Annotated in this window: 16 protein-coding genes; 2 read left to right on the forward strand and 14 right to left on the reverse strand. The window is 50.6% G+C overall.

Annotated elements, in window-relative coordinates:
- Window positions 1-40: 40 nt before the first annotated feature.
- Together dusA and HV237_RS22410 are read right to left on the reverse strand one after the other, a co-directional pair.
- Window positions 41-1,039, reverse strand: coding sequence for a tRNA dihydrouridine(20/20a) synthase DusA (gene dusA / locus HV237_RS22405; RefSeq protein WP_016155444.1), 999 nt, complete (start codon window positions 1,037-1,039; stop codon window positions 41-43).
- 107 nt (window positions 1,040-1,146) lie between these two features.
- Window positions 1,147-1,635 carry a cupin domain-containing protein gene (locus tag HV237_RS22410; RefSeq protein ID WP_016155350.1) on the reverse strand — a complete coding sequence of 163 codons (489 nt, stop codon included), beginning with the start codon at window positions 1,633-1,635 and terminating at the stop codon, window positions 1,147-1,149.
- Window positions 1,636-1,750: 115 nt separating this feature from the next.
- On the opposite strand from HV237_RS22410, the gene zur reads away from it, so the two are divergent.
- Window positions 1,751-2,269: a zinc uptake transcriptional repressor Zur gene (zur, locus tag HV237_RS22415; RefSeq protein WP_003031709.1), complete on the forward strand. Its 519-nt coding sequence runs from the start codon at window positions 1,751-1,753 to the stop codon at window positions 2,267-2,269.
- Between the two features lie 48 nt (window positions 2,270-2,317).
- Here the strand turns inward: zur and HV237_RS22420 are convergent, their stop codons facing one another.
- The 4 genes from HV237_RS22420 to HV237_RS22435 form a co-directional block, all read right to left on the reverse strand.
- On the reverse strand, window positions 2,318-2,527 hold the full coding sequence (locus HV237_RS22420) for a CsbD family protein (RefSeq protein ID WP_019077869.1): 210 nt from the start codon (window positions 2,525-2,527) through the stop codon (window positions 2,318-2,320).
- Window positions 2,528-2,662: 135 nt separating this feature from the next.
- A complete protein-coding gene (dinF, locus tag HV237_RS22425) occupies window positions 2,663-3,982 on the reverse strand; it encodes an MATE family efflux transporter DinF (RefSeq protein WP_047357732.1) in 1,320 nt (439 codons plus the stop codon).
- A gap of 134 nt (window positions 3,983-4,116) precedes the next feature.
- Window positions 4,117-4,725 carry a transcriptional repressor LexA gene (gene lexA / locus HV237_RS22430; protein WP_003826596.1) on the reverse strand — a complete coding sequence of 203 codons (609 nt, stop codon included), beginning with the start codon at window positions 4,723-4,725 and terminating at the stop codon, window positions 4,117-4,119.
- A gap of 109 nt (window positions 4,726-4,834) precedes the next feature.
- On the reverse strand, window positions 4,835-5,203 hold the full coding sequence (locus HV237_RS22435) for a diacylglycerol kinase (protein ID WP_003826594.1): 369 nt from the start codon (window positions 5,201-5,203) through the stop codon (window positions 4,835-4,837).
- 171 nt (window positions 5,204-5,374) lie between these two features.
- On the opposite strand from HV237_RS22435, the gene plsB reads away from it, so the two are divergent.
- On the forward strand, window positions 5,375-7,795 hold the full coding sequence (gene plsB, locus HV237_RS22440; protein WP_046275043.1) for a glycerol-3-phosphate 1-O-acyltransferase PlsB: 2,421 nt from the start codon (window positions 5,375-5,377) through the stop codon (window positions 7,793-7,795).
- An 84-nt stretch (window positions 7,796-7,879) separates the two neighbouring features.
- On the opposite strand, the gene HV237_RS22445 is transcribed toward plsB, so the two are convergent.
- The 8 genes from HV237_RS22445 to HV237_RS22480 all read right to left on the reverse strand — a co-directional run bounded on the left by HV237_RS22445 (window position 7,880) and on the right by HV237_RS22480 (window position 17,392).
- The gene (locus HV237_RS22445; protein WP_046275044.1) at window positions 7,880-8,932 is read right to left on the reverse strand and encodes a hypothetical protein; all 1,053 of its coding nucleotides are present in this window, start codon (window positions 8,930-8,932) and stop codon (window positions 7,880-7,882) included.
- Entirely contained in the window at window positions 8,932-9,669 is a 738-nt protein-coding gene (locus HV237_RS22450; protein WP_047357733.1) for a molecular chaperone, read from the reverse strand. Before HV237_RS22450 ends, HV237_RS22445 begins: the two co-directional genes overlap by 1 nt.
- A 15-nt stretch (window positions 9,670-9,684) precedes the next feature.
- Entirely contained in the window at window positions 9,685-12,093 is a 2,409-nt protein-coding gene (locus HV237_RS22455) for a fimbria/pilus outer membrane usher protein (protein ID WP_223949843.1), read from the reverse strand.
- Between the two features lie 207 nt (window positions 12,094-12,300).
- Entirely contained in the window at window positions 12,301-12,861 is a 561-nt protein-coding gene (locus HV237_RS22460) for a fimbrial-like protein (protein ID WP_047357735.1), read from the reverse strand.
- A gap of 562 nt (window positions 12,862-13,423) precedes the next feature.
- Window positions 13,424-14,296, reverse strand: coding sequence for a 4-hydroxybenzoate octaprenyltransferase (ubiA, locus tag HV237_RS22465; RefSeq protein WP_047357736.1), 873 nt, complete (start codon window positions 14,294-14,296; stop codon window positions 13,424-13,426).
- Window positions 14,297-14,309: 13 nt separating this feature from the next.
- Entirely contained in the window at window positions 14,310-14,807 is a 498-nt protein-coding gene (gene ubiC / locus HV237_RS22470) for a chorismate lyase (protein WP_016155346.1), read from the reverse strand.
- A 180-nt stretch (window positions 14,808-14,987) separates the two neighbouring features.
- Window positions 14,988-15,935, reverse strand: coding sequence for a maltose operon protein MalM (malM, locus tag HV237_RS22475; RefSeq protein ID WP_016155345.1), 948 nt, complete (start codon window positions 15,933-15,935; stop codon window positions 14,988-14,990).
- Window positions 15,936-16,048: 113 nt separating this feature from the next.
- On the reverse strand, window positions 16,049-17,392 hold the full coding sequence (locus HV237_RS22480; protein ID WP_047357737.1) for a maltoporin: 1,344 nt from the start codon (window positions 17,390-17,392) through the stop codon (window positions 16,049-16,051).
- Window positions 17,393-17,449: the final 57 nt, after the last annotated feature.

Consider the following 17,449-nt stretch of genomic DNA (forward strand, 5'->3'; position numbering starts at 1 on the left):
GCGCAGGGCGTGGTGAAATTCACTAACTTTTGGCGAAAACTTAACGTTTGTCTGCCACCAGCTTCAGCGCATGTTCCAGAACCTCAATATCTGCCCCGGCTTTATGCGCATTTTCGCTCAGATAGCGACGCCACTGCCGTGCCCCTGGAATCCCCTGAAACAGTCCCAGCATATGGCGCGTGACATGCCCCAAATAGGTTCCTTTACTCAGTTCACGCTCAATATACGGATACATCGCACGCACTACGGCGACCGGATCGGCATCTTCGCTGGTGACAGCAAAAATCTCGCGGTCAACGGACGCCAGAATGCCTGGGTTTTGATAAGCTTCGCGCCCCACCATCACGCCATCCATATGTTGCAGATGGATTTTCGCTTCTTCCAGCGATTTTATGCCACCGTTGATCGACATTGTCAGATGCGGAAAATCGCGCTTTAGCTGATAAACACGGTCATAATCCAGCGGTGGGATTTCGCGGTTTTCTTTCGGGCTTAGCCCAGACAGCCAGGCCTTACGGGCGTGGATGATAAACATCTCACATTCACCATTACCGGAGACCGTGTTGATGAAATCGCACAGGAATTCGTAGCTGTCCTGGTCATCAATACCGATACGGGTTTTCACCGTTACCGGAATCGATACCACATCGCGCATCGCTTTGACGCAATCAGCGACCAGTTGCGCATTCCCCATCAGACAGGCACCAAACATTCCATTCTGTACACGATCGGAAGGGCAACCCACGTTGAGGTTAATTTCGTCATAGCCCCGTTGTTCAGCAAGCTTTGCGCACTGCGCCAGCGCAGCCGGATCGCTCCCGCCCAGTTGCAAAGCGACCGGATGTTCTTCTTCGCTATACGCCAGATAATCGCCTTTACCATGAATGATCGCGCCGGTGGTTACCATCTCCGTGTAGAGCAGCGTCTGGCTGGACAGTAAGCGCAAAAAGTAGCGGCAATGTCTGTCCGTCCAGTCGAGCATCGGCGCGATAGAAAAACGATGGGCGGGAAAAGCGGTAGACTGAGATTCAGGCAGCATGGCGAATATTCAAGCATCCGGTTAAAAAAGGGGCGCTACTATAGCATAGACCGTTACGATAGTGAGCCACATCCTCGCAGTTCCCCCTCCCTGCTCCCCGACAAGCGCTATTTACGCCCCGGTTTTCCGTCGTGAGATCCAAAAAACTGCGGCGGATGGTCGACCCAACGATCCTCACGTGTGGCGGCATAAACCGGATTAAGCGGATAATAAATACGATTGTATTTTTTGTTCGCCTCACCCACGACCAGCAGACGTACCTCTTCACTGGTGTTATTGATAAAGGTGTGACACACGCCGGTGCCCGCCGGGAAACCGACGCTGTCGCCCGGTTCCAGCTTCCATAAATAACCGTTAATCCAGGCTTCAGGATATCCTTCCAGCACATAGATAAACTCTTCCTCATCACTTTCAGCGTGCGGATACGAGGTGCGTCGGCCCGGCGGCAGGCGCTCATGATGAATGCCGAGTCGCCCTAACCCCAGCTTGCGGGCAAGCGGCGCACCTATGGAAAACAGCTCATCGCTATCGGGATAGGTGGAGTCATCAGCCCCCTCAACTTCACGCCAGTGACGAATACAATCGGGTCTTTTCATGATTATTTTCCAGTATTGCGATGGGTCAGGTATAGCACACCGTGGTGGATCTCGGTGTTTTAAACAGAACATGTTAAAGTAAGGGATTAACCTTGCACGCAAATCGAGGCGCCAAATGGACAAAACCACCACGCAGGAGTTATTGGCTCAAGCTGAAAAACTCTGTGCGCAACGCAACGTACGGCTTACGCCACAACGCCTCGAAGTGCTGCGCCTGATGAGCCTGCAGGAAGGCGCAATCAGCGCTTACGACCTACTCGACCTGTTGCGGGAAACCGAGCCGCAGGCCAAGCCGCCGACCGTGTATCGTGCGCTCGATTTTCTGCTGGAACAAGGGTTTGTGCACAAGGTGGAATCCACCAACAGCTATGTGCTTTGCCATCTGTTCGATCAGCCAACTCACAGTTCCGCAATGTTCATTTGCGACCGCTGTGGTGTGGTAAAAGAAGAGTGCGCGGAAGGCGTGGAAGACATCATGCATACGCTGGCAGCAAAAATGGGCTTTGCCCTGCGACATAACGTTATTGAAGCCCATGGACTGTGCCCGGCCTGTGTGGAGGTTGAGTCATGTCGTCACCCTGGCGAATGCCAGCATGACCATACGATTCAGGTGAAGAAGAAAGTTGGGCGTTAAGCGGGTGGGAGAGCGTACATCCTTGTACTCTCAGGAGGGAAGGGTTAATTACCAGCGGTAATCATTACGTTTTTCCCAATCGGTCACTTCTTTCTCCGCCTGATCTTTCGCGTAACCGTAACGCTCCTGGACTTTACCGACCAGTTGGTCACGTTTACCTTCAATGACCGTCATATCATCATCGGTCAGTTTGCCCCATTGCTCTTTCACTTTACCTTTAAACTGCTTCCAGTTACCGCCGACTTCGTCTTTATTCATCATCAAGTCCTCATCGTTAGGTTGTGAATAGCGAGAGTGCCATGTCCAGACACATGCTGTTTTTGCTGGACGTGAGAATAAGTGTAGTCAGGGATTCTGGGTTTTATTTACTATTCGGAATTTTTAACCATCCGCTCAGGCAAACCAGGTTCCATTACGCCAGTGACGCCGCCAGATAAAGGCCAGGGAAAGCCCACGCAGCGCGAGAAAAACGGTTAACGCCAGCCACAAACCATGATTTCCCAGCAACGGTAAAGCCAGTAGCGTTAATGCGAATCCTGCTGCGGCAACGGCCATACTGTTGCGCATTTCTGCAGCCCGTGTCGCGCCAATAAACATACCGTCGAGCAGATAACACCACACTCCCACTAGCGGCAAAACCACCTGCCAGAAAAGATAGCGATCGGCCAAAAGTTGGATTTGCGGCAGCGAGGTCAGCAGCGCAACGATCTGCTCGCCAAACAGGGCATAAACCAGCGAAAACAGAATAGCCACAATACCGGACTGTCGACAGGCCGCCCGCCAGACATCAAGCAACTGGCTGCCATCCCTCGCCCCATAGGCCTGACCCGAATGCGCTTCCACAGCATAGGCAAATCCATCCAGCGCGTAGGCGGTAAACGTCAGCAGAGTCATCAGAACGGCGTTAACCGCGATGATATCGCCTCCCAAACGCGCGCCAAGAACCGTAATGGCCCCAAAGCAGAGCTGTAGCAGCAGAGAACGCAGCATGATGTCGCGGTTGAGCGCCAGCAAACGACGGAAGTTGCCACGCCACGCCAGCTTCAACATTGCCAGCGAAATTCCACGCATATGCAGGACTTTGCGTACCATCATCAGGCCAATCAGCAGCGTGGCATATTCGGCAATCACCGTCGCTAACGCCGCTCCCTGCACGTTCATATGCAGGCCCATTACCAGCCATAAATCGAGCACAATGTTGAGAATATTGCCGACAATCAACAGGATAACTGGCGCGCGCGCATACTGAACGCCAAGCAACCAGCCGAGCAGCACCAGATTCGCCAGCGACGCAGGTGCGCTTAACCAGCGGATTTCCAGGAAGCGTCGGGCCTGCTCCAGTACCGCCTCACTTCCGCCGACAATATGCAGAGCCAGCTCGATAATCGGCGTCCGAAACAGTGCGATAAGCAGCCCCGCCCCCAGCGCCAGCAATAGCGGCTGCACCAACGCGCGCGCCAGCGCCTGCGGATTTTTCGCGCCAAATGCCTGCGCGGTAAGGCCGGTGGTACTCATGCGCAAAAAAAGTAGCAGCATAAAGAGAAAGCTGGTCGCCGTGGCGCCAACAGCAACGCCGCCAAGATAGACCGGACTATCCAGATGACCAATCACCGCGGTATCCACCAGTCCCAACAGGGGAACGGTGATATTGGAGAAGATCATCGGTAAGGCGAGGTGCCAGAGTGCTTTATCAGAAGAGGTAAAGAAAGGCATACAGGAGAGCCTGAGAAGAAGTTAGATGTACTGAAAAAAGATGCTGTGTAGGCCCGGTAAGCATAGCGCCACCGGGCAAGTTGCCGGATAGCGACGTAAACGTCTTACCCGGGCTACAGGGAATCAACAGAAAATTACAGCCATTCACCGTTACGAATGACGCCTACCGCCAATCCTTCAATAGTGAAGTTTTGCTCGCGCAGGTCGACAACAATAGGTTTAAATTCGCTGTTTTCTGGCAGGAGTTCAACCTTGTTGCCCTGCTTTTTCAGGCGCTTAACGGTGACTTCGTCGTCGATACGGGCAACAACAACCTGACCGTTACGCACATCCTGAGTTTTATGCACAGCCAGTAAATCACCGTCCATAATACCGATGTCTTTCATCGACATACCGCTGACGCGCAGCAGAAAATCGGCGTTCGGTTTGAACAGTGAAGGATCGACCTGATAATGGCCTTCGATGTGCTGCTGCGCCAGCAGTGGCTCGCCTGCCGCTACGCGTCCGACAAGCGGTAACCCTTCTTCTTCTTCCTGCAGCAGTCGAATACCGCGCGATGCGCCGGATACAATTTCAAGTACGCCTTTACGCGCAAGCGCTTTCAGGTGTTCTTCAGCGGCGTTTGGGGAACGGAACCCCAAACGCTGCGCGATCTCCGCACGCGTCGGTGGCATACCTGTCTGGCTGATGTGATCCCTAATGAGATCAAACACCTCTTGCTGCCTGGCCGTTAACGCTTTCATTCCGCCCCCTGGGTGTATATACAGTTATGCTGTGAGTATATACAGCTAAAGGTGATTTTGGAACCGCAAACTGCACAAAAAACAGGAGATTTATGCAGTTGTGGAATCTTTATCGCAAATGCGACCACAACAGGATGCCCCAGGTGATCAGAGCGACAAAAATAGACAGCAATACCGCCGCCGAGCCCATATCTTTCGCCCGACCGGAAAGTTCGTGATACTCAGAGCCAATACGGTCAACCACCGCCTCAATCGCACTGTTGAGGATTTCAACGATCATCACCAGCATCACGGAACCAATCAACAGCACGCGGGTAATGGCGTCAACGTCCAGCCAGCAGGCGATGGCTACGCCCAACAGTACGGCAACGCTTTCCTGGCGGAATGCCGCCTCATTGATCCATGCGGCGCGAAAACCTTTCCAGGAATAGCCTGCAGCTTTGATAATTCGGGTGAATCCAGTGGTATTATTGGCCATCAAAAAGAACCTTTTTACATTATTAGCGTCAATGTCATTGTAACGTTACCCCGTTTGTTTCAGGGTGTGGCAAAGCAGCGCGAAGTATGACCGGATACACCAGAAATTCACTAAACTTTCTGATATCCTTGCAGCGCATTTGCATTATTAACCAGAGGCTTTACATCGTTTATGTCCGGCTGGCCACGAATTTACTACAAATTACTGAATTTACCATTAAGCGTCCTGGTAAAAAGCAAGTCTATTCCGGCAGAACCTGCCCCGGAATTGGGGCTCGATACTTCGCGTCCCATTATGTACGTCCTACCGTACAATTCAAAAGCAGACTTGCTGACGCTGCGTGCCCAATGTCTGGTGCACGATCTCCCGGATCCCCTGGAACCGCTGGAGATAGACGGAACTCTGCTGCCGCGCTACGTGTTTATTCACGGTGGCCCGCGCGTGTTCACCTATTACACGCCGAAAGAAGAGTCCATTAAGCTGTTCCATAACTATCTCGACTTGCACCGCAGCAATCCAGACCTGGATGTGCAAATGGTGCCAGTTTCGGTGATGTTTGGCCGCGCGCCTGGGCGTGAAAAAGGCGAGGTCAATCCGCCGCTGCGCATGCTGAACGGCGTACAGAAATTCTTTGCTGTGTCCTGGCTGGGTCGCGACAGTTTTGTCCGCTTCTCCCCGTCGGTCTCCCTGCGTCGCATGGCGGACGAACACGGTACGGATAAAATCATCGCTCAGAAGCTGGCTCGCGTGGCGCGCATGCACTTTGCTCGTCAGCGTCTGGCCGCAGTCGGCCCGCGCCTCCCTGCCCGCCAGGACCTGTTTAATAAGCTGCTGGCCTCAAAAGCTATCGCTCGCGCGGTAGAAGATGAAGCGCGCAGTAAAAAAATTTCCCATGAAAAAGCGCAGCAAAATGCCATTGCGCTGATGGAAGAGATTGCCGCCAACTTCTCCTACGAGATGATTCGTCTGACAGACCGTATTCTGGGCTTTACCTGGAACCGTCTGTATCAGGGGATTAACGTTCACAATGCGGAGCGTGTACGTCAGTTGGCGCACGATGGGCACGAAATCGTCTATGTTCCGTGCCACCGCAGCCATATGGACTATATGCTGCTGTCGTACGTTCTGTACCACCAGGGGCTGGTTCCGCCGCACATCGCTGCCGGTATCAACCTGAACTTCTGGCCAGCAGGTCCGATTTTCCGTCGTCTGGGCGCGTTCTTTATTCGTCGTACCTTCAAGGGCAACAAGCTCTATTCCACCGTTTTCCGCGAATACCTGGGCGAGCTGTTCAGCCGCGGCTACTCGGTTGAATACTTTGTCGAAGGAGGCCGTTCACGTACCGGGCGTCTGCTCGACCCGAAAACCGGCACGCTGTCGATGACCATTCAGGCGATGCTGCGCGGCGGTACGCGTCCGATTACCCTCGTACCCATCTACATCGGCTACGAGCACGTAATGGAAGTAGGCACGTACGCGAAAGAGCTGCGTGGCGCGACGAAAGAGAAAGAGAGTCTGCCGCAAATGCTGCGTGGCTTGAGCAAGCTGCGTAATCTGGGTCAGGGTTATGTCAACTTTGGCGAACCGATGCCATTGATGACTTACCTCAACCAGCATGTACCGGAGTGGCGTGAATCGATCGATCCTATCGAGTCCATCCGCCCAGCCTGGCTGACGCCGACGGTGAATAACATTGCCGCCGATCTGATGGTACGCATTAACAATGCAGGCGCGGCCAATGCCATGAACCTGTGCTGTACCGCGCTGTTGGCCTCCCGCCAGCGCTCTCTGACCCGTGAGCAACTGACTGAACAGCTCGACTGCTATCTGAGTCTGCTGCGCAACGTGCCGTACGCGGCGGATGCTACGGTTCCTGCGCAGAGCGCCAGTGAATTGATCGACCATGCCTTACAGATGAATAAGTTTGAGGTCGAGAAAGACACCATCGGTGACATCATCATTCTGCCGCGCGAGCAGGCGGTATTGATGACGTATTACCGCAACAACATTGCGCATATGCTGGTTCTGCCTTCGTTAATGGCAGCCATTGTGACTCAGCATCGTCGTATTTCTCGCGCCGCGCTACAGCAGCATATTGATGCGCTGTACCCGATGCTGAAAGCAGAGCTGTTCTTACGTTGGGAGCGTGATGAACTCGCCGGAGTGATTGACGAACTGGCCAGCGAAATGCAGCGCCAGGGACTGATCGCCCTGAACGATGACGAACTGCATATCAATCCGGCCCGCTCCCGTACGCTACAGCTGTTGGCGGCGGGTGCTCGCGAGACGTTGCAACGCTACGCCATTACCTTCTGGCTGCTGAGCGCGAACCCGTCTATCAACCGTGGCACGCTGGAGAAAGAGAGCCGCACCGTGGCGCAACGCCTCTCCGTACTGCACGGCATTAACGCGCCGGAATTCTTCGATAAAGCCGTGTTCAGCTCTCTGGTGCTGACGCTGCGTGACGAGGGATTCATCAGCGATACCGGAGATGCCGAACCGGAAGAGACGATGAAGATCTATCAGATGTTGGCCGAACTGGTCACGTCAGATGTGCGTCTGACCATTGAAAGCGCAGCTCAGGACGAATAAATATGCGGCAGATATGGTTTGAAGTATAACGAGCATCTAAACAAAAAGCGGGCCACATAATGTGGCCCGCTTTTTTAGCTCTGGCTACTCATAGTTGAGCTTGAGGATCAAATCCTTGCTGAAAGGACCGAATTCAACCTCTCTCTGCGGATTTTTCGTTAGCTTCGCTTTATAGTTATGGGTCACCGTACTTGCATCACCTGGATTGTAAGTCGCAAAGGGATAATAGCGATTCAACTCAAGGTCTTCTCCTTCAGTTTCATCCCTTATTTGCATTAATAAACCATTCTTCATATCCGCGTGGCTCGTGCCATAGAGATCGTCAGTATTGAAACTTAGGGTAACATCAAACTTTTCTGAGCATTCTGCAGTCGCATCCCTGATCGTTGAAACCGAAAATGGCCTTTCGACCACAGTAGAATCATCCATTGTAAATGCCCCGAAATCGACGATTTGGCTTTCCGGGAAAACTTTGATATCGACATTACAGTCAAGGAACTCAATGTTATCCAACCCAGTGATATTGAAATTAAAGTTTTTCGCATTGGACTGTAAATTCGCACCGCCATCACCATCAAACTGCAACACATTAATAGCGCCGAAGTTATAGACAGCATCAGGGTCAGCAGGAAAGGCTTTTAACTTCACATACAAACGAAAGCGAGCGTTAAAAGTAGTATTTTGCACTGGGGCCCCCCCAGCACCAGGACACGCAGACGGCCAATGATATTCAACATAACCGTTCTCGAGGCTGATTTTATCCAGACAAGCATTGGTGGGAACTGGTACATCAACCCCATCGTAATCCTGACCGTTATAGTTTACGCCAACGATAAAATAGTCACTCTCTAAGGCGGACATGTCATTTTTCGCTGATAATTTAACCCAAGCGAACAGTTCTTCCGTCGGATCATTCTCCGTCCACCCCACCGAATTATCGCAATACACGGTGACGTTGATGTCCGAACTTTCCCATATTTTACTACCCGGTATTGCATTTGAAGGCACTTTAAATGGATTCAAACGAACCGTGGCGCTTGTATTTCCGCCACGTTGCCCCTGATAGCAATCAACCGCCCATGATGATGATGAGGCAAGGAAAAGCAATGCACAAAACAGCTTAATCATCGTTTTCATTATTTCCCCCTCTGCACGGGTTCGCTATGACAAACAGGTTGCACCGCTGTACAGTTCACGCTAAACATGTTTAAACCGCCATAGTCACCGATATAACCAATCTGGAATTTAGCGGGCAGATTTTTGATCTCTGAAGTGGCCTGATCAAAAGGACTAACCATAAAACTCTTTGTTCCCGGCAAAAGCGTTTTACCATCAACACCGATATAACCGATGGTCATGTGGTAAGGCGTACCATTTTTAACGGTAATTCCCGATACCGTGCGCGAGACGTCCACCTTTTCCATGGGTACCGCCTGACCCTCTTTCAGAACGATAGCTTTGGGACGCCAGAATAATTTCAGCCGACTCTGCATGGCCATTTGCATGACGTTTTGTTGTTCTGTACGCGGCGGAATTTCTCGTATGTTGTAGTAAAAGAGGGATTCTCTGTCTGCCGGGAGTTGCTTCAACGCGGGTTGCCCCATCAGACGCACCTGGCTTTGTTCATTGGCTTCAATACGCAGCAGAGGCGGCAAAGGTGAGATAAACTGCCGCGTTTTTTTACTGTCTTTATCTTCAACCCACGACTGAGCCAAATAAGGCAAGGCTTTGCTCTGGTTGGTTAATCTGATAGAGACGCTTTTATCCGTCTCATTAAAGATAATGCGCGTTCTGTCCGGAGAGACCGCGGCATTTGCAACAGAGCAAACGCTTAATAAACCGATTAGTCCTTTAACAATGTATGTGGGTTTCATTTTATTCATCCTGAATTAATTTACTTTTTTACACGGTAAAATTAGTACCTGACCGCTAGTATTACTTTCGTCTGGAGGCGTGATTTCACAGGTATTATCTCCCCACTGAAGACGTAATTTACTGTCTTCCTGAAGCCCACTGAGATAGGCATAACCCTCATCAGCAACCAGACCGACATCTTTACCGCTGGTAATATCCACGATGGTCACACCCAGCGGTGGATAGCGGCCATCTTCCTGTCTGATAACACCGAATATCTGATTACCTTTTGTTGCATTCAGCTTCGCATAGCCAATTGCCCCTTCGGTGAGCGTCGTGCTAATGACTGAATTATTGATATCTACGCCATCCGGTAATTTATCGCTGTCCACACGAACAGAGGAAGTCATGTAATTACTGACCGAGTTGGTAACAGCAATACCCATCATGTTGGTCACAGTGCGTTTATCACTTAACGGAACACCGCTAATACCATCGCTGTCGACCATCATGCGGGCATTATTGCCGTTGCTGTTATCATGAAGCGCCATTCCATGACGCGTAGAAGTGAACGATCCGTTCCAGCCCGCCATAATGGAGTTATAAGCGTTGGGCTGAACGCTGCCGTTTACGTTTAAACGTCCATAAGGCGAGTAGTGCTGGTAGCCCGCACGGAGGGTAGGCTCTGCCTTGCGGAAATCACTTTCGTCGCCCGCTGCCGAAATGTTCCATGAATTGTTGAGGTCGGAAGAATCATAGTAAGAAGCCGTATGGGACATACCGCCGCTACCATTTTTCTGCATACTCCAGGAAAGTCTTTTGTTTTGCTCCAGTGGAACTGAGAACGTCAGATAATATTGCGTTTGTTCTGTGCCATCCCATTCCGAACGACCGATCGACATTGAGGAGGAGATCCCCCTGAAGCTGCCAATATCAAAATTTCGGCTAACAGACAGCGTATAGTTAGTGCTGGCAGACTCATCCCAATACGTATTTCGTGACAGGTTGAGATAGGTATTAACCGCTAACGCATCAATATACTGGTTAAAAGAAAGGACATAGCTCTCTTTCTCGTTGTAATTCGAGTTGTCACCGCTTCGTGCCGTGAGGTATTCACTCATGGTAACGTATTCTTTGTCGGAGAAACGATAGCCTGCAAACGTCACTTGACTGCCAGTCGATTCAAACCGTTTGGCATAGTTCATACGGTAGCTATAGCCACGCTGTTTCTCGTCATCCTGCTTATTCCCGGTGCGCAAATTTGCCTGCGCCCGCGTCACATCAAATGAGAGAGAGCCAAAGCTGTTCAGGTTAAAACCCATACCTGCGGTGGCGGCCTGGTAGTCGTCAGCTGTCAGTAACGCCCCGCCATAAAGTGAGGTATTCCCCGCCCATCCCCAGGAAAATTCGCCGGTCCAGAACATGGGGTTATTTACATCGGTATGACCCACAGAGGTAGGTTTACCGGTTGAAGCTTTGTAACGTACCTGACCTTTACGGGTCAGGAAAGGGATTGAAGATGCGCCGACCTGGAAGGTATTTTTGCGTCCATCCTCTTCTTCCACGGTCACATCAAGCTGCCCCTGGAAAGTATCACCGATATCCGTGATATTAAACGGCCCTGGGGAAACCGTCGTTTGGTAAACCATTCGTCCGTTCTGGGTGACGGTAATTTTAGCGTTAGTCTGCGCAATACCGGTAATTTGCGGCGCGTATCCCTGCAAGTCAGGCGGCAGCATATTGTCGTCACTTTCCAGCGACGCACCGGTAAAATGGAACGTATCGTATAAATCTGAATTCAGATCGTACTGACCCAGAGTCAGTTTCGAGGCAATAGAGGGAATGGGACGAAACAGATAGGTACGATCCATTCCGCTATTGCTGCTGGTTGAATGACCATCTACGTACGATTTGTCGTACTGATAATCCGAGCGCAAACGCCATGCGCCAAGGTTAAAACCCAGCGTGCCATAGGAGCTGAGACTCTGGCTCTTATCACCCTCATCAGGATCATACTGACTGGCATACACGTTGTAATCCAGTATGAGTCCGGCAATACCATCATCCCAAAACTCCGGTGGCGTCCAGTTTTTGGCCTGATATTTCATCCACGCCTGGGGCGCAATAAGGGTGACGACCATATCGGCTTTGTCCAGTCTGACGACAAGTTCAGGTTTGTTGACGACATCTAAACACCCCTGTGGGTTGATGGGGTGCAACTGCTGGATGAATTCATCCGCGAAACCAAACGCTGTTAAGTCTTCATTGGTCAGACAAAGAAGCGAACCACTTTCGTTATCGGCTTTGATCCACTCAAATGACCATGTATTCGGGAAGCGTCGTTTATTGATATCAACATTGGCAATATATTGCCCCGCCGGAATAAATCCTTTTTTTTCAAATTGGCTGAGGTCAATATTTTCTTTATCTTCAAGATCGAGCATACCAGTATTGAACTGAACCGCCCATGCAGGTGTAAGTGTTGCCGCAGTGATGATCACTGGGTACAGAGACTGTTTTATTAAAACAAATAATTTGCTTAAAGCGACCTTTTTTTTATTTTCCATAAAATTCGTTTCTTTTAATAAAACATTGAAAAGTCGGTGATTCCCTCACCGACTTTGACTACAGAATAATCAATCGCGAAGCGATTAGTTGTAAGCCAGAACGTAATTGACGTCGGATTTAACGTTACCCGGGGTTACAGCACCCGGCGTTGCCACAGCTTCCATACGGGCTTTGAAAGTCAGAACCTGATTAGAGTTGTCCGCAACCAAATTCACGAGCTGTTCAGTGCCCATTACTACGTTTGCACCACTCTGGGTCAGGAGACGAACGCCCACGCCCGTCGCTGAGCCGTAGAGACCGTCTTCAGTGTTTTTCAGCAGGTTAGTGCTGCTATCCGCATTAGCAGATGAGAAAGTCACTTTTACTTTATCGATAGTTGTGCCACCCGTCGTCAGAACACAATCTTGCAGACGGATATTGACGTCAACCGGTCTTGATTTGCTATCGCCATTCAGGACTTTATCAGCGACCTGGCCCAGATTAATTGTCTGATCTTCATCGCCTGGAACGATAGAGCAAGGCGCGGTAATAACGATGCCCTGGAACGTAATTTTCCCGTGGCCCTGGTCAGCAGCAGAGGCATTGAAAACAGCGCCAGAAAAAGCAGAAGCAGCGATTACAGCTAATAGTGTTTTTTTGAACATTTTATATAATCCTTTACAATAATAATACCTAGCCACCCTCCAACTGATAATTTAATATCATTAGAGGTGATTCTTAGATAAGAATGAATAAAACTATTTGAGTGTAATATTTCTCTCTAGTCCTTATTACAGATAAAAACTTACCATTAAGGATTTACTTTATTAAATTAGATAAATTTAATAAAGAATTCAGTCAACCTACATACATACACACACAAAATGAAACAAATAGAAACATAAACAAATTCTTAAAGTATAGTGATAAACACCGTTTTTCATCACATGCAAACTCATTGAAAAAACGGATTATTGATTTATTTATCAAAATTAAATAAATTAATAATATGTATAATCATAAAACATTTAAATAATATATAAATTTAATGAATAATAAATTTCAGCTCTGTAAAGCTGATTGACAAAAAAAATGACGTTTTATAGTGAGTAAAAGATAGCTATCACGAGAAAGGTATCATTAGAAGCAAAGAAGAGCCAAGATCTCTTTACAACGTTGGCTCTTCTTCGCTGCTTTTGCAGCATAAATGATGGTGAGTACAAGCAATTAAGGCTGCCAGTAGCTCATCGCCAGCCCTAAGAACAGCACCAGACCGACGTAGTTATTGTTCATAAACGCTTTAAAACAGGCATCACGCTCGCGATTGACGATCAGTTTCTGCTGATATACAAATAGCGCGCCAGCCACCAGCAGAGACCAGTAATAACCCAGTTCCAGCCCATTTAGCCAACCCACCAGCGCCATCAGCACCAGTACGCCCACCTGCAGGATACCAATGATCAGCTTGTCGTTTTGACCGAACAGAATCGCGGTCGATTTAATGCCGATCTTCAGGTCATCATCGCGGTCAACCATCGCATACTGCGTGTCGTAGGCCACCGCCCAGAGAATATTGGCGAGGAACATCAGCCAGCAGCTCAGCGGTACGGACTCGCTTACGGCGGCGAACGCCATCGGGATCGACCAGCCAAACGCCGCCCCCAGCACCACCTGCGGCAGGTGCGTATAGCGTTTCATGAACGGGTAAACCCACGCCAGCGCTAACGCCGCAACGGACAACAAAATGGTCATCGTGTTGAGCGTCAAAACCAGCAGGAAGGCCAGCAGTACCAATACGACGAACAGCGTTCGGGCCTCTTTTTCAGTGACGGCCCCGCTCGGCAACGGTCGATTTGCGGTGCGTTTAACGTGTCCGTCAAATTTCCTGTCGGCATAATCATTCACCACGCAGCCGGCAGCGCGCATTAACCAAACGCCAGCAACAAAAACCGCCAGGATCCACAATTGCGGCATGCCTGGGGTTGCCACCCACAATGCCCACAGCGTAGGCCAGAGCAGCAGTAAGGCACCGATTGGCTTATCCGTACGCATCAAGCGGTGAAATGCCAGCAGCTTATTCTGCGTCAGACTCCACTCCATCTTTATCTTCCTCTCAGTACAACGGCGATGCAGGTAGAAAAAGCTCGGTAAGCATCAGCGGCTTACCGCTCAGCCGCAGGCGGGAACGGCGCCCCCACAGCGCTGCATCGCGGCCAATCTCAATAAAATCTCGGGTCAATGTCGATGATGTAAACAGGTAGCGTCCGAGCGGGGTTTTCCCCAGATTTTGTAAGGCCAGCTCAGGGCCGCACAAGGTTGATTCAGGCACCACGGTCCGCCCGGCAAGCCAGGGTTCACCATCCGCGCATAACAGGATCTCACGTAACCAATAACGGGACTCTTTAGGCAGCAGCGGCAGCTCTTCAGGCACCTCATTTTGCCCAACGAATGCTTCGCGAATCAACGTTACGGTGACCTGTTTTCCCTGCTGCTCAAAACGTTTAGTCATGGAATCTTCCAGTAACAACCAGTCGAGCAGTTGGGCGTCCAGCGCCGGGATCGCATCAAAATAACGCAGCGCACGCAGTTGCGTTAACGCAGGGTGTGGCATGCCTTACTCTCCGATTTATAACTTGAAGGCATTGTATCGCAGAAAATGCATTACGGGGTGAGCAAACACAATTAAGTGATCGCCAGAGCAACATAAGTGTAACAATTAGCACCGAAGGATAAAAAAAGGTGCGCCAGGAGACGCACCAGTTGTTGCAAAATCAACAATGCGGGGCGATGTTTACCCCTTGCCTTTTACACTGCTGATAAAGGTGGATCGGGCAGATTTGGATCCCAGACGCTCAGCTTCATCAAGCAGCTTCAACGCTTTATCGACATCGCCTTTCGCAACAGCATCCTTAATGCCCTGGTTAAAATAACTTTCCGTGTCGTTCAGCATCGGCTCACTTTTCTTCACCGGTTGTGGCGCTGGAGCAGCAACGGCTGCTGCCGGTGCCGCATAGGTCACCGCAGGCGCGGCGGTATTGCCCACCGTGACAGGACCAGGGCCGGATGAGCCAAACAGCGGCCCGACCAGAACACTGGAGGAGGAGCTGGTTTTGACTTTCAGTTTCAGTAAACCGTCGGTGGTATGACGGGCGATCGGGTCTGGAATATCCGGAATAGCGTTACCTACGCCCTTGGCATAGGCTTTTGCCGGGTCAAGCAGGGTTGTGGTCTGCTGGAGATCTTTATCAGTGGTAAAGACCAAAACATAGAGTTTTTGCTGACCCAGCGCTGGCGTCAGACGCATTACCCCTTCCAGACGATCGGCACTCATCACGCCGGGCTCCTGGTAGGTAAAATAGCTGCTGGGGAAGAACGCAGATGGCGTCATGTTTTGGTCAAGAATTAATACGTTTGGCGCAAATACGCTGGTTTGTTTATTCACTTCACTGGACAGCGTCAGGGTGAGCTCGCCAATATTCGCCGGGACGCTATACGCAGCGACCGGGCCAGTAATACCGGCGACATCCAGACGCTGACCCGCTGTCGCAAGCGGCGAAGACTGGGTTTTGGATTGATCAACAGGCGTCCAGGTTAACTGCTGCAGCGCCGCAGTGGGAATAGATGGGGCCGCGGTGGTGTTCTGCGGAACAATATTCACATCGGCCAGGCTGATGCCAGGTGCGCTGGCAAATAACCCTGCAGATAAACAAAGGGCAACGAGACTTTTCTTCATTTTCATTGTTATCACCTCAGATAGCATGGGTTCAGCGGTGGCCAGGCAATAGCGCGCTAAACCGTAATCAAGAGGGGCTTGCGCCCCTCTTTCGGTCTTTACGTCAGGTTAGTGCTGAATTACCACCAGATTTCCATCTGGGCACCGAAGGACCACTCATCGCTGTCGCCACGGCTGGTTGTGCTGAGGCCAGAGTTCGTTGCCGCTGCGAATTTGGTTACGTCGTTACCATTTTTGATGTAACCCCACTCTTCATCCCATTTTGCATAGGTTGCGAAGACGCGGATTGCCGGACGAGACCAGATGCTGTCACCCGCCTGCCATTGTTGGGCCAGGGTGATTTTGTACTGGCTGTTGCGATCGCTGGTCTGCTGAGATTTGACGTTGTCGTAACCGACTTCCAGCAGAGTGCTCATGATTGGCGTCCATTTATACATCGGGCGAATACCGACGGTGTACCATTCGGTCCCCAGGTCGTTATCCATGTCGAGGTTCTGGTACATACCGACGTACATCAGGTCCCACTTGTCGCCCAGGGAGATTGCACCGTGGTCCAGCACGCGGAACAGGCTACCGTTGTTATTAATAACGTTATTGGCAACGTTGTTACCGTTGTTATCAACACCGGTAGAAGAACCATAAGAACCCTGATTCAGGCCTTTGCCCTGGGTGGTCATGGAATCTGTAGCGTACTGAACGACAAACTTGTTGTAGCCCTTCAGCATGCTCTGGGTATGTTCAGCGGTGAACATCCAACCATCTTTAGATGCGCCGTCCGCCAGCCTGTAATCATCGGTGGTATTCGCGCGACCATAGTCAACGCCCAGTTCCAACATCCCATCCGGGTTAGTTGCCAACTGCGCTAAACGAACGTCAAATACATCGTTCGCGGTGTCTTTGGTACGATCATAGATATTCTGGCTGCTGAAAGCGTATGAACCACCCGCTTCCTGTGAACGGCTCGCTGCCAAAGACAGTTTACCGAAGCCCAGATCGATGTTTTCAATACCGGCGCCAGGACCTGAAATATCCCAGTAGTAGAAGTCGATCATGTGTACGTCATGACGCTGGTAGAAGCGCTTACCGGCCCAGATAGTGGAGCCTGGCAGCCATTCGATCAGGTTTTTACCCTGCACGTTTGCTTCACGGAATGCCGGGTCTGTGCCTTCCCAGTCATTCTGCTGTGCGACGGAGTAAGCAACGTTGGTGTCGAAGTAGAAGCTCTTATCGCCTTCTTTCCACACTTCCTGACCTAATTTGATTTCCGCATAGGTTTCACATTCGTTACCGAGACGGTATTTACTTTGTGCACCGGTTGCCTGGAAACACTGTTGTTCACCGCCACTCCCTGTCCAGCCAATACCGGAACGAGCGTAACCGTGGAAATCTACAGCCATTGCCTGAACAGACATAATGCCTGCTGCTACAGCAACCGCCAGAGGGAGTTTGCGCAGAGTAATCATCGTTCTATCTCCTGAGATCATTGCTTTTCTTTAAACGCGTCCCCCTTCGGGCTGCCT

Origin of the sequence: Citrobacter sp. RHBSTW-00570 (assembly GCF_013739755.1) — a bacterium.
Classification (GTDB): Bacteria; Pseudomonadota; Gammaproteobacteria; order Enterobacterales; family Enterobacteriaceae; genus Citrobacter; species Citrobacter braakii.